12 protein-coding genes are annotated in these 12,561 nt (G+C 69.7%); 3 read left to right on the top strand and 9 right to left on the bottom strand.

The genetic code is table 11. The features are described from left to right. Window positions 1-68: 68 nt before the first annotated feature. The 9 genes from ACFRCR_RS11460 to ACFRCR_RS11420 form a co-directional block, all read right to left on the bottom strand. Entirely contained in the window at window positions 69-1,853 is a 1,785-nt protein-coding gene (locus ACFRCR_RS11460) for a DEAD/DEAH box helicase (RefSeq protein ID WP_377677641.1), read from the bottom strand. A gap of 62 nt (window positions 1,854-1,915) precedes the next feature. Next, window positions 1,916-2,266, bottom strand: a complete 351-nt coding sequence (locus ACFRCR_RS11455; RefSeq protein ID WP_138823974.1) for a DUF3039 domain-containing protein — start codon at window positions 2,264-2,266, stop codon at window positions 1,916-1,918. Window positions 2,267-2,379: 113 nt separating this feature from the next. Then, complete coding sequence (gene nagB, locus ACFRCR_RS11450; protein WP_336706317.1) at window positions 2,380-3,162, bottom strand: glucosamine-6-phosphate deaminase; 783 nt, start codon at window positions 3,160-3,162, stop codon at window positions 2,380-2,382. Continuing rightward, window positions 3,162-4,142, bottom strand: coding sequence for an ROK family protein (locus ACFRCR_RS11445; protein WP_318243935.1), 981 nt, complete (start codon window positions 4,140-4,142; stop codon window positions 3,162-3,164). The genes nagB and ACFRCR_RS11445 overlap by 1 nt, the downstream gene beginning before the upstream one ends. Window position 4,143: 1 nt before the next feature. Further along, window positions 4,144-5,073 (bottom strand): carbohydrate ABC transporter permease, encoded by a 930-nt coding sequence (locus ACFRCR_RS11440; RefSeq protein WP_377677639.1) that lies wholly within the window; start codon window positions 5,071-5,073, stop codon window positions 4,144-4,146. Further along, window positions 5,070-6,023 carry a carbohydrate ABC transporter permease gene (locus ACFRCR_RS11435; protein WP_377677638.1) on the bottom strand — a complete coding sequence of 318 codons (954 nt, stop codon included), beginning with the start codon at window positions 6,021-6,023 and terminating at the stop codon, window positions 5,070-5,072. The genes ACFRCR_RS11440 and ACFRCR_RS11435 overlap by 4 nt, the downstream gene beginning before the upstream one ends. A gap of 156 nt (window positions 6,024-6,179) precedes the next feature. Then, a complete protein-coding gene (locus ACFRCR_RS11430; protein ID WP_377677636.1) occupies window positions 6,180-7,469 on the bottom strand; it encodes an extracellular solute-binding protein in 1,290 nt (429 codons plus the stop codon). Window positions 7,470-7,603: 134 nt separating this feature from the next. Next, a complete protein-coding gene (locus tag ACFRCR_RS11425) occupies window positions 7,604-8,764 on the bottom strand; it encodes an ROK family transcriptional regulator (RefSeq protein ID WP_191794342.1) in 1,161 nt (386 codons plus the stop codon). Window positions 8,765-8,939: 175 nt separating this feature from the next. Then, entirely contained in the window at window positions 8,940-9,848 is a 909-nt protein-coding gene (locus ACFRCR_RS11420; protein WP_377677634.1) for a PfkB family carbohydrate kinase, read from the bottom strand. A 58-nt stretch (window positions 9,849-9,906) separates the two neighbouring features. Between ACFRCR_RS11420 and ACFRCR_RS11415 the strand changes: the two genes are divergently transcribed. The 3 genes from ACFRCR_RS11415 to ACFRCR_RS11405 all read left to right on the top strand — a co-directional run bounded on the left by ACFRCR_RS11415 (window position 9,907) and on the right by ACFRCR_RS11405 (window position 12,517). After that, window positions 9,907-10,953 carry an LLM class flavin-dependent oxidoreductase gene (locus ACFRCR_RS11415; protein ID WP_377677632.1) on the top strand — a complete coding sequence of 349 codons (1,047 nt, stop codon included), beginning with the start codon at window positions 9,907-9,909 and terminating at the stop codon, window positions 10,951-10,953. A 213-nt stretch (window positions 10,954-11,166) separates the two neighbouring features. After that, on the top strand, window positions 11,167-12,144 hold the full coding sequence (locus ACFRCR_RS11410) for a DUF4349 domain-containing protein (RefSeq protein WP_377677630.1): 978 nt from the start codon (window positions 11,167-11,169) through the stop codon (window positions 12,142-12,144). Next, entirely contained in the window at window positions 12,137-12,517 is a 381-nt protein-coding gene (locus tag ACFRCR_RS11405; RefSeq protein WP_377677628.1) for a hypothetical protein, read from the top strand. The genes ACFRCR_RS11410 and ACFRCR_RS11405 overlap by 8 nt, the downstream gene beginning before the upstream one ends. Window positions 12,518-12,561: the final 44 nt, after the last annotated feature.

Below are 12,561 nucleotides of genomic sequence, written 5' to 3'. Positions count from 1 at the left end.
GGCCCACACGCTCGCCGAGCGTGTGGGCCTCCCGCGACGACGGCATCCCCGGGGACCGTCGGCCGTGACTACTTCTTGCCGACGAACCAGCCTCGGAGCACCGCGACCCGCGCATCGAGCTGGTCGACGGTCGCGAGCGGCACCTCGGGCCCACCACAGCGACGGCGCAGCTCGGTGTGCACCGTGCCGTGCGGCTGCCCGCTGCGTCGCGCCCACGCGCCGACGAGCTGCGAGAGCTCCTTGCGCAGCTCAGCGGCGCGACGGTGGTCGAGCTCGCTGCGCTCGACCTCGGCCGCCCGGGACTTCTTGGACCGGGCGGACATCTGGTCGGCCTGACGCTGGCGCAGCAGGCTCGTGACCTGGTCCGCGTCGAGCAGGCCGGGCAGCCCGAGGAAGTCCTGCTCCTCGTCCGAGCCGACGTCCGCCTCGGTCCCGAACTCACCACCGTCGAAGAGCACGCGGTCGAACGATGCCTGTGCCTCGAGCGCCTGGAAGGACCCCTGCATGCCGTCCGCGAGATCGTCGGACGCCTTGTCCTCCCGGTTGGCGGCGGCCATGAGCGCGTCCTCGGGGTTGTACATGTCCCCCTGCTCCTCGGCCGTGAGCGGCCGGTCGAGCGCGTGGTCACGCTCGAGCTCCAGGCCGTTCGCGAGCGCGAGCAGGTGCGGCACGCTCGGCAGGAACACCGACGCCGTCTCGCCGCGCCTGCGCGCACGCACGAAGCGGCCCACGGCCTGGGCGAAGAAGAGCGGGGTCGCGGTCGACGTCGCGTAGACGCCCACGGCGAGCCGCGGCACGTCGACGCCCTCGGAGACCATCCGGACGGCGACCATCCACCGACCGTCACCGTCCGAGAACTCGTCGATGCGTCCGCTCGCGCCGTCGTCGTCGGACAGGACGACCGTCGGCGACCTGCCCGTGATGCGGGCCAGGTGACCTGCGTAGGCGCGGGCGTCGGTCTGGTCGGTCGCGATGACCAAACCTCCCGCGTCGGGGATCGCCCGGCGGACCTCGGTCAGGCGTTTGTCGGCCGCCGCGAGCACCGACGGGATCCACTCGCCGTCCGGATCGAGAGCGGTGCGCCAGGCCTGGCCCGTCATGTCCTTGGTGAGCGCCTCACCCAGACGGGCGCTGACCTCGTCACCCGACTTGGTGCGCCAGCGCATCTGCCCCGAGTAGGACAGGAAGATCACGGGGCGCACGACATGGTCACGCAGCGCGTCGCCGTAGCCGTAGGTGTAGTCCGCGGCCGACCGGCGGATGCCGTCGGCGCCGCGCTCGTACGTCACGAACGGGATCGCCGCCGTGTCCGAGCGGAACGGCGTACCGGTCAGGGCGAGACGACGGGTCGCGGGCTCGAACGCGTCCCGGACGGCCTCTCCCCACGACAGGGCGTCGCCGCCGTGATGGACCTCGTCGAGGATGACCAGGGTCCGCTCGGCCTCGGTCCGCGCGGTGTGCAGGGCAGGCTTGGCAGCCACCTGGGCGTACGTGAGCGCGACACCGTCATAGCTGGACCCGTGGCGGCCCTGGCTGTTGCGGAAGTTCGGGTCGATGCGCACACCCACGCGAGCGGCGGCGTCCGCCCACTGGTGCTTGAGGTGCTCGGTCGGAGCGACGACCGTCACACGACGGACGACCCCCTGCTCGAGGAGCTCGGTCGCGACGCGGAGCGCGAACGTCGTCTTGCCCGCGCCAGGGGTCGCGACCGCGAGGAAGTCACGCGGCGCGCGCGTGCGATAGAGCTCGAGCGCCTCGGCCTGCCAGGCACGCAGCTTGGACGCGGTGCCCCACGGGGCGCGACGAGGAAAGGCCGGTGACAGGTGCGACGCAGCGGCCGAGGAGGCCCCCAGCGGAGCCGACGGGGGAAGGTTGGAGGACGGGCGAGCGGACGAGTTCGAGAGAGGCTGTCCGCTCACTTGCCGGAATCACCCTCGCCGTCCTGCGGGGCGCGAAGGCCGTCGTAGATCTCCTTGCACGTGGGGCACACGGGGAACTTGTTGGGGTCCCGTCCGGGAACCCAGACCTTGCCGCAGAGCGCGATCACGGGCTTGCCGGACAACGCCGACTGCATGATCTTCTCCTTGCGCACGTAGTGCGCGAAACGCTCGTGATCCCCGGGCTCGACCTCCGCCGTGGTCTCCGTGCGCTCGAGGACGCTCGTCGACGTCCCGCTGCTCGGGTCGCTGTCCGGGACGATCGGTTCCGGTCCGGACGGGCTGCCTGCCGCAGGTCCGTTGGTGGGGAGGGTCAGGGGTTCGATCATGATCTCGAGTCTACGTCGGGGAAGGAGAAACCCGTCGGCTCCGACCAGGGGCGTGATCGGAACCGACGGGCGACTGGGGGTCAGGCCTGCGCGGCCTGCCGAGGTGGGGTCGGTCAGAGACCCTGCCACTCCGGCTTCGAGAGGAACGTCTGGCGGTAGTAGTCGCCGAGCTGCAGGCGCGATGCCGCGGCGTCGTCCACCAGGACGGTCGCGTGCGGGTGCATCTGCATGACCGTCGCGGGCCACATCGCGGAGACAGGGCCCTCGACGAGCTGGTGGACGGCTTCCGCCTTTCCCTTGCCCGAGGCGAGGAGCACGAGGTGCTTGGCCGACATGATGGTCGCCAGGCCCTGCGTGAGGCAGTGCTGCGGCACCTGCGCGAGGTCGTCGCCGAAGAAGCGAGCGTTGTCCTCACGGGTCTGCGCGGTCAGCGTCTTGATGCGCGTCCGTGAGGCGAGGGACGACCCCGGCTCGTTGAACGCGATGTGCCCGTCCGTGCCGATCCCGAGGATCTGCAGGTCGACACCGCCGGCGTCGACGATCTTGCGCTCGTAGTCGGCGCACGCCGCGACCAGGTCCTCGGCGTTCCCGTCAGGGCCCTGCACGGCGTCCGGTGCGAAGTCGACGCGCGAGGCGATCTCCTTCTCGATGACGTTGCGGTAGCGCTCCGGGTGGTCCTCCGCGATCCCGACGTACTCGTCGAGCATGAAGGCCTTCGCCTGGGCGAAGGACAGCCCCTCCTCCGTGTGGCGACGGACGAGCTCGTCGTACACCTTGAGCGGGCTCGACCCGGTCGCAAGACCGATCACCGAGGTCGGCTTGGCACGAAGCAGCCTGTCGATCGCCTCGGCGGCAAGCACCGCGAGCTGATCGGCGGGCGCAATCACAACTTCCATCAGGACACCTTCCTACGGCCGGCGATGGCTGCTCCCACCGCGGCAACGGGCACATCACTGGGGGCCAGGGAGACACGCTTCTCCAGCTCCAATGAGGACAAGAACGGCGACGTGCTCGCCTGGGCGACCAGGGCCTCCTGCACGGCGTCGAGAAGGGGCTGACCGAGACCGGTCACGCCACCTCCGAGGACGACGTGCCGGACGTCGACCGTCAGCTCGAGGATACGGACAGCGCTCGCCACGGCAGCAGCGAACTCGCCCTTGATCCTGAGAGCCTCGGGATTCCCGGCCGCGGCCGCCTCGAAGAGCTCGAGCGGTGCCGGGCGGCCGAACTGCGACGGCCATCGAGCGCTGAGCGCGGTGCCCGAGGCGTAGGTCTCGACGCATCCGCGCTGTCCGCACGCGCACAACGGCCCGTCCGGATTGATCGGGATGTGGCCGATCTCGCCCGCTGCCCCGCTCACGCCACGACGAAGCCGCCCTCCCAACACGATGCCGGCCGCAAGCCCCGTGCCGAGAGCAAGGAACGCCAGGTCCTGGCCGTCGGCGCCCATCGCGTGCGAGGCACCGAGCGCCGCGACGTTCAGGTCGTTGTCGACGTCCACGGGGATTCCCCCGAAGATCGACGACAGCTCGTGGGCGAGCGCGAACGGCTCGCCCTCGATCCCCAGGTTCACCGCGTGCATCACGGACCCGCTCTGCGGGTCGACGAGCCCTGGGACCCCGAGGCCGAGCCCCGCGAGCGCGGCAGGCTCGAGGCCTGCCGCGTCCGTCAGCGACCGGACTGCTCGGGCAGCACTGGAGACCACACCCTGCGGGCCTCGAACGGTCGGGAGCTTGACCGACCCCTCGATCGAGCCGTCCGGTCCGAGCAGGACGCCGAGGACCTTGGTCCCTCCGACGTCCAGGCCGACCGAGTGGCCGCCGGGCAGGGCGGCTGCCTCGCCGAGCGACGAGGCAGCCGTTCTCACCTCGCTCACGTCAGCCCTTCACCGCACCCGAGACGAGGCCACCGGTCATACGTCCCTGGACGATCAGGAAGAAGATGACGACGGGGATCGCGATGAGCACCGATCCGGCCATCAGCCCGCCCCAGTTCGTCGCCTGTGTCGCCTGCTGGAACGTCCGCAACCACAGTGGGAGCGTCATCGACTCGGGACGCGTCATGATGATCAGCGCCATCACGAACTCGTTCCACGCCTGGATGAACGCGAAGACTCCGGTCGCCACGAGGCCCGGGGCAAGGAGCGGGAAGGTGATCTTCCAGAAGGCCTTCGAGCGCGAGCAGCCGTCGATCATGGCTGCCTCCTCGAGCTCGGCAGGAACACCCGCGACGAACCCTCGCAACGTCCAGATCGTGAACGGCAGCACACCCGACAGGTAGACGATGCCCAGACCGATGATCGTGTTGAGGAGCTGCCACCCGTCGACGATCCGGAAGATCGAGATCATCATGGCCTCGCCCGGGATCATCTGCACCGCGAGGATCGCGATGATGAACGCCTTGCGGCCCTTGAAGTTGAACCGGGTCACGGCGAGGGATGCCATGAAGGCCAGGATCATGGAGATCACGAGCACGAAGAACGTGACCATGACCGAGTTGCCGAGTGCGGGCAGGAAGGGCGCGCGCTCCTGGTTGAAGATCGCGTCCTCGTAGTTCTGCCAGGTGAACGACGAACCCGGGAAGTACGTCAGGTCCTTGTTGCGGATGAGGTTCGTCGGCAGGAACGACGAGTTGATCATCCAGTAGACGGGGAAGGCCGAGCAGAGGAAGACGATGACGGCGATCACGCTGTAGATCGCGTTCGAGACCTTCTTGCGCTGGCCCTCGCGGGTCTTGCGCGGGCCGCTCCCCGAGGACCGGGGCGCTGCGGTGGCCGTGCCCGTGACAGTGGGGTTGAGGGTGCTCACAGCTCCTCCTCCTTGACGGTCTGCCGCACGTAGTAGTACGAGATCCCCATCATGATGAACACCAGGATGACGGCGATCGCGCTGGCGGAGCCGTAGTGCCCCTGCGCCATGCCCATCTGGTAGATGTACACACCGATCGTGTTGGTCTTGTCGGCGATGCCACCGATACCCTGCAGCGCGAAGATCTGCGTGAAGACGCGCAGGTCCCAGATGATCGACAGGATGATGAGCACGACCATGATGCTGCGCACGTAGGGGACCATGATCAGCCGGAAGCGCTGTGCCGGCGTCGCGCCGTCGAGGGACGCGGCCTCGAGGACCTCGCCGGGCACCTGGGTCAGGCCTGCGTACATCGTGAACGCGACGAACGGGACACCCTGCCAGACGATGATGAGGGTCGCGACGAGGAAGAACATCCACGGGTTGATGAGCCAGGAATGGCCCATCCAGTTGTCGCCGGTGATCTTCGTGAGGATGTTGTTGACGACGCCGTACTGGGTGTCGAAGATCCAGCCCCACACGATGACCGCTGCCAGGGCCGGCATGGCCCAGGCGAGCAGGAGCCCGACCGACACGAGCAGCCGGAAGAACTTGTTGAGGCGCATCATGAGCAGGGCGAGCAGGATGCCGATCGCCATGGTCAGGAAGACACAGACCACCATGAAGGCGAAGCTGCGGGCCAGGACCGTCCAGAACACCGGGTCGGTCAGCGTGTCCGTGTAGTTCTTGAAGCCGACCCACTCAGCAGGCACACCCATGAGCTGGGCGCGCTCGTACTTCTGGAACGACATGATGAAGAGGTTGACGAGCGGGTAGCCGACCATGACGGCCAGGACCACGAGGCTGGGAGCCAGCAACAGCCACGGCAGCTTGGCCGACGGCTTCTTCGGGGGCTTGAGAGTGTCCTTCAGCTCGACCGCTGGGGACGACTCGAGGGTGGATGAGCTCATTTTCTCACTCCGTCGAGGGGTTGCACGGTTCGAGCAGGACCGTGCAGGTACAGGTGGTGCGCGCAGGGCCAGTCATGCCGAGGGGTGGGAGCTCCGCGGAACTCCCACCCCTGCGGCATCTGACAGGGGCCCTCCTCACGGAGGGGCCCCGTGGGATCAGCTGTTGAGGGTTTCCTCGATCTGCTGGTCGAGCTTCTCGGCGATCGCCTTGACGTCGCCACCCTGGGCGATCTGGACGAACGCGTCCTGCAGGTAGCGCTTGGCCTCGACGTCAGCCCACTTCGGCGACGCGGGGACGCCCTTCGCGGTCGCGGCGGCGGCGGCGCCGGCCTCGATGATCTCCCCGGCGGGGAGGAACTCGGCCTGCGAGATCTTCGCCGGGATCAGACCCTCAGCCGCCATGAGCTTCTGGTAGCCGTCGCTGAGCATGATCTCGTACGCCTTGAGCGCGAGGTCGGGGTTCTTCGACTTCGACGCGATGGCGATGTTCGAACCACCGGAGAGGACGACCGCGGGCTTGCCGGCCTCCTTGCCCGGGAGAGCGAACGCGTGCAGGTCGGAGCCGTAGGTGTCGGGGCAGCCGGGGGCCTTGGCGTCAGCCGGAGCCTTGATCGACCACTGGACCCAGATCGGGGCCGAGAGGAAGCCGATGTTGCCCTCGCAGAAGGGAACCTGCTGGTCGGTCTCCTGACCGTCCTTCGGCGCGCGCGACGCGGTGTTCATGATGTCCTGGACCTGCTCGAGACCCTGGATGCCGCCCTCGGACGAGAAGCCGGCCTCCCACTTGCCGTCCTTCTCCTCGGCGATGAAGCCGCCGTTCTCCCAGACGAAGGGCAGAGCGTTGTACCAGTCCTGGCCGGGCCAGTAGATGCCCGAGCGCGTCTCGGTCGTGAGGGCCTTGCCCTGCGTGACGTACTCGTCGAGCGTCGTGGGAACCTTGAAGCCGTCGCCGACGACCTGCTGCGAGTAGAAGACCGCACGCGAACCGGCGTAGTACGGAGCGGCGTAGAACTTGCCGTCGTAGGAGCCTGCGTCGACGAACGCGGGGAGGAGGTCGTCGCCGCCCAGGGTGTCGAACTCACCGGTCAGGTCCTTGAAGAACCCGGCCGACGTGAACGCCGGGGCCTGGGTGTTGCCGACCTCGACGATGTCGGGGCTGTCCGAGCTGGCGAGCGAGGTCGTGAGCTTGTCGACCAGGCCGGTCCAGGACTGCTCCTCGATCGTGAGGGTCGAGCCCTCGTTCTCCTTCTCGAACGTCGTCTTGAGGTAGTCGCGGGCTTCCTGCGGCGTGTCCGTGCCGACGAGCCAGACGCGGATGTCACCGGACTTGGCTTCGCCGGAGGCGCCGTCGCCGGAGCCGGAGTCGCCGGAGCCGCAGGCGGTCAGGGCGAGCGCCAGGGTGATCGTCGAAGCCACCGTGGTGGCGACGAGGCGGTTCCTCTTCACTGGGGTACTTCCTCTCGGTAATTCGAAGTGGCGGCGTCGATGACACCACCTGAGGTGATACGGGAGGTACTGCGGTACTGCTACTGGGATTACTGCAGGACCGGTTCAGCCCGTCGGGGTCTCAGGAGCAGAGCTCATGAGACGCCCAGCTGGCCGGACAGGATCAGGACTGCTGCCCCGGCGAGGACGACGTCCTCGTCGAGAGAAGCCATCCGGAGCTCGAGGCCGGTGTTGATGGCCGGCATGGTTCGAGCGTTGATGGTGTCGATCGCTGCGTCGCGCAGAGGACCGTCGAGCAGGTCCGCCGGACCGCTGATCAGGATCTCGCCGAGGTTGAGCGCTGACACAACAGGCGCGAGGGCGATGCCCAGGAGCCTGCCGACCGAGGCCAGGACGGCATCGGAAGATTCCTTGTCGAGGCCGTCCACGGCGCGGCGCAGAGCCGGCACCGAGAGAACGGTCTCGAGACAGCCCGACCGCCCGCAGGCGCAGGGCAGACCGTCGTCGACGACGGTCACGTGGCCCAGCTCGCCTGCTGCGTCGGCGGCCCCACGCACGCGGGACCCGTCGAGCATGATGCCCGCACCCACTCCCTCACCGACCGTGAGGACCATGAGGCCGGTGCCGTCCGCGCCGCCGAACGTGAACTCACCGAGGGCGGCGATGTTCGCGTCGTTGGCGACGTGCACGGGCAGCGCCAGGCTCTCGCTGAGCTGCTCCGCGAGCGCGACGTCGTACCAGCGGCGGTTCGGCGCCTCGACGATCCGTCCCTCGCTGTCGACGACCCCCGGAGAACCGATTCCCACACCGAGCACCGGACGCGTCGCGACGGCGATGAGCCCTCGGCAGAAGCGCGTCAGGAGATCCACGAGCTCGGTGCCTGCCCGGCCCTCGATCGGCAGGCTCTGTCGCACCACGAAGTCACCCGTCAGGGACATCACGGCACCACGCATGAGGGCGTCGTCCGTGAGGTCGACAGAGACGATCTGATAGGCGCTCGTGCGCATCCCGATGAGGATGGCAGGCTTGCCGACGCGCTGGCCGGGACGGATGCCCAGCTCCTCGACGAGCCCCTCGGCGATGAGCACCGAGACCAGGTCGGAGATGGTGACCCTCGTCAGCGAGGTGGCTCGAGCAAGGTCCGCACGGGACGTCGGCCCCTCGTGGAAGAGGTGCTGCAGGACGAGCGAACGGTTGTGCGCGCGTGCGTGCTCGGGAAGCACCTTGGAGGTGGGCCTGAGACCTGTGCTCAGACCTCTCCGTGTGACTGCACTTCGCGTGACTGCCGTTGTCATGTTTGTTAGTAGACCTCCTTTACTAAGCGCGTGTCAACCTGCTCGAGGCGTCGAGACCAAACCGTTGTACTTCGTTCGGGCCGCTGCGATTCCCGCCCCGGGGCCCGTGGAGGTCAGACCACACGGGAGCCGCGAGATGCCGCCGTTCCGGACGGACCGGTGGTCCTCGTGGGCCTCAGCGTCCGACCCAGCCGCGGGCGCCCTCGTACGTCACGGAACGGCTCGCGACGGCCACGGCCTGCCGTAGCGCGCTCCCCCACGGCTGCCCGCGGGACGCCTCCGCGGCGAACGCACCGTGCAGCACGTCCCCCGCCCCCAGGGTGTCGACCACGGCACCCGTCTGCGGCACGGGGAGGTCGGAGCGGACCGCACCGTCGAGCACCTCGACGGGAGCACCCCCACGGGAGCGTGCGACGAAGCCTGGGCCCAGGGCGGCGACGTCCTCGAGCACCCGGCCGACGTCGCCGCCAGGGATCCTGAAGTCCTGCGAGAGCACCACCGCATCGCACAGCGCGATCAGCTCGGCGGTACCGTCCTTCCACGAGCCGCCGTCGAGCGCCACGAGGAAGCCCAGATCGCGCGCTCGTACCGCGAGAGCGTGCGCGAGGCGAGGGTGATGCCCGTCGAGGAGCAGCACGTCGCGCTCTCGTCCCCCGACGCCCACCGCCCGCACCACGTCGAACGCACCGCTCACCGCGCGCTCGTCCCCCGCGGCGACCGGACGGTCCGTGGCGTTCGTGCTGACGACGGCCCGCTCGCCCGTCCCGGCCGTCACCAGGACGGTCGACACCGCGGGCCCTCTCGCCTCGCCGTCGGGGACGGCGGGCCCGCCCGTCGTCACGTCGATCAGCTCGACCCCGGCCGCGACCACCTCGGCGCGCACCACCTCGGCGAGCATCCCCGCGCCGATGGCGGTGACGAGGCGCACGGGCACCCCGAGCGCCGCGGCCGTCGCGGCGGCGTTCGCGGCAGGTCCGCCGAACGTCGCACGTTGCGAGGTCGCGACGACCTTCTCGTCGGGACCGGGCAGCGCGCCCACTACCTGGGTGATGTCCAACGTCGTGAGCCCGCAGCAGATCAGCACGCCTCATCCTCGCCCATCCGGCAGGGAATATCCCCCTGCTCCATGCGTTTGCATCTACATGCGACTTGGCTTCTACACCTTCGGCGACAACGCCCCCGACCCCACGACCGGCGAGCAGATGCCGGTGTCCCAGCGACTGCGCGACGTGCTCGAGCGGATCCGCCTCGCGGACGAGGTCGGGCTCGACTACGCCGGCATCGGCGAGCACCACCGGCCCGACTACGCGATCTCCTCCCCCTCCACGATGATCGCCGCGGCGCTCGCCCAGACCGAGCGGATCACGGTCGGGAGCGCCGTCACGATCCTCTCGACCGAGGACCCCGTGCGCGTCTACCAGCAGTTCGCGACGATGGACCAGTACTCGGGCGGGCGTGTGGAGCTGCTCGCCGGCCGCGGCTCCTTCATCGAGTCCTACCCGCTCTTCGGCGCGGACCTCGACGACTACGACGCGCTCTACGACGAGAAGATCGTCCTTCTGCGCCTGCTCGACGAGGGCGGTCCCGTGACGTGGTCGGGCAAGTTCCGACCGCCGCTCGAGGACGCGACGATCCTGCCCCGTCCGTTCGACAAGCCGGGGCGCGGCGAGCACCTCGACATCGCGATCGCCACCGGCGGCAACCCGCAGTCCTCGGTACGTGCGGGCGTCCTCGGCCTCCCCGTCAACTACGCCATCATCGGCGGCAAGCCCGCGCAGTTCGCCCCGCTGGTCGACCTCTACCGCCGCGCCGCGACCCAGTCCGGTCACGACGCCGCCGCGCTCGAGGTCTCGGTGTCGACCATGGGATTCCTCGCGGACGACGGCAAGCAGGCGCGGGACTTCTTCTACCCGTACTACCTGCAGAACATGAAGAAGATCTCGGCGGAGCGCGGCTTCCCCATGCCGAACCGCATCTCCTACGAGGCGACGGCCGCGCGCGGCGGGGCCTACTTCATCGGTGCCCCGGAGGAGATCGCGGAGCGTGTGGTCGAGCTGCACGGCGCGCTCGGCCACGACCGCCAGATCTTTCAGATGGACCTGTCCGGGGTCCCCCAGAAGGAGTCGCTGCGCGCGATCGAGCTCCTGGGCACCGAGGTCGCGCCGCGCGTCCGCGAGGCGCTCGGCTAGGTCGCGACGACCCGCCCTGCACCCAGCCGAGGTGCAGGGCGGGTGGCCGGGATGGAAGCGTTCCCGCAGATCAAGGGCACGAGGTCGCGGACCCACGCGGGGCACCTTCCCGCACGATGCCCGTGTATCGGTGCGATGTCGGGGAGTTCACAAGACGGTCACGATCCGCCCGAACCACCGCCCTCCGGGCGAACCCCCACCTAGTGTCGTCGCATGCGCACCTCGCCCCGCACTCCGTCGATCATCACGGTCGCCCTCCTCGGCAGCCTCCTGCTCGCGGGGTGCTCCGCCACGGACCGCGGCGCCGGGGAGTCTGACGCCGCCGGAGCGGTCAGCCAGGACAGCGTCGCGCAGGACGGCGCCGACGGCGGGTCCGGGCTGGTCGGCACGTCGGTCCCCGACGAGGACCGTGAGGTCATCACCACGGGCGACCTCACCGTCGTGGCCCCCGACCCACGAGCAGCGGTCCAGGCCATCAGCGAGCTCGTCGAGACGGCCGGGGGCCGGGTCGAGAGTCGCGCCGAGCACGCGGGCGAGGACGACCAGGCCTACGGCAGCCTCACCGTCCGCGTCCCCGCCGACAGGGTCACGGCGACCGTCGACGCCCTGGACGGGATCGGCGAGGTCCAGGACGTGACCCTCGACGCCCAGGACGTCACCGCGACGGCGATCGACCTCGACGCGCGCATCGAGGCGCTCGGCACCTCGGTCGCCCGCCTCCAGGCGCTCATGGGCGAGGCCGCCACGACCGCCGACCTGCTGGCGGCCGAGAAGGAGCTCACGGCGCGGCAGGCGGAGCTCGAGAGCCTCCAGTCGCAACGCTCGTCGCTCACCGACCGGGTCGACATGTCCACCCTGACGATCCAGGTCCTCTCGCAGGCCCCCGAGGTGACGATCCGCCCGGCGGGCTTCCTCGGCGGCCTCGCGGCCGGCTGGGGCGCGCTGCTGGTCGCGCTCAACGCGCTCGTCGTCGCCGTCGGTGCGCTGCTTCCCTGGCTCGTGTCCGCCGCGCTCGTGCTGCTCGTCGCGCGTGCTGCTCTCAAGGCCCTGCGGGCCAGACGCCCGGGTGCCGCCCCGCTCGGCGGACCCGAGGGCGGCTCCTCGGCCCCGGGCGACGGCGGGGACGGCGGAGGAGGAGGCGACGGCGACGAGAGCGCTCACCTCGTCGGGTCGGGTGGTCGCCGTGGTTGAGCCGTCGGCAGTCGGGCAGCACGAGCGGCGCCTGGAGACCTACCGGCGACGGGTCGGTCGCCTGTACGACGGCGCAGCCCCGGTCGGGCATCTCGTGACCCGGGTCTGCACGCACTGGGAGACCGTGGGGCCACACTCCTTCCCGACCTACGTGAACCCCGAGGAGCGCCTGCAGTGGCGCGTCCACTTCGACGACCCCGACCGCACGGACGCCTTCAGCGACGACCAGGACCGGCACGTCGCGGATCTCCGCGGCCGGGAGATCGACGCCTGGGAGGCCGGTCGCCTCGAGCTCGCCGACCACACCCTGCGCATCGAGTGGCTCGACGGCGACGACGCGGCGGCGGCCTGGCAGGCGAACGGCTGGTCGTGACCGGGCGACGACCGGCACAACGACGAAGGGCCGCCCCGTGGGGC

It is taken from the genome of Oerskovia sp. NPDC056781 (genome assembly GCF_042789955.1).
In the GTDB taxonomy this organism is placed as follows: domain Bacteria; phylum Actinomycetota; class Actinomycetes; order Actinomycetales; family Cellulomonadaceae; genus Oerskovia; species Oerskovia rustica.
Note: the sequence above shows the minus strand (reverse complement) of the source record. Positions and strands in the feature narration are given on the sequence as shown.

Bases quoted from the DNA above. Each gene is read 5' to 3' on its own strand.
- ACFRCR_RS11455 (WP_138823974.1), bottom strand. From the start codon at position 2,266: ATGATCGAACCCCTGACCCTCCCCACCAACGGACCTGCGGCAGGCAGC.
- nagB (WP_336706317.1), bottom strand. From the start codon at position 3,162: ATGGAAGTTGTGATTGCGCCCGCCGATCAGCTCGCGGTGCTTGCCGCC.
- ACFRCR_RS11435 (WP_377677638.1), bottom strand. From the start codon at position 6,023: ATGAGCTCATCCACCCTCGAGTCGTCCCCAGCGGTCGAGCTGAAGGAC.
- ACFRCR_RS11425 (WP_191794342.1), bottom strand. From the start codon at position 8,764: ATGACAACGGCAGTCACGCGAAGTGCAGTCACACGGAGAGGTCTGAGC.
- ACFRCR_RS11415 (WP_377677632.1), top strand. From the start codon at position 9,907: ATGCGACTTGGCTTCTACACCTTCGGCGACAACGCCCCCGACCCCACG.
- ACFRCR_RS11410 (WP_377677630.1), top strand. From the start codon at position 11,167: ATGCGCACCTCGCCCCGCACTCCGTCGATCATCACGGTCGCCCTCCTC.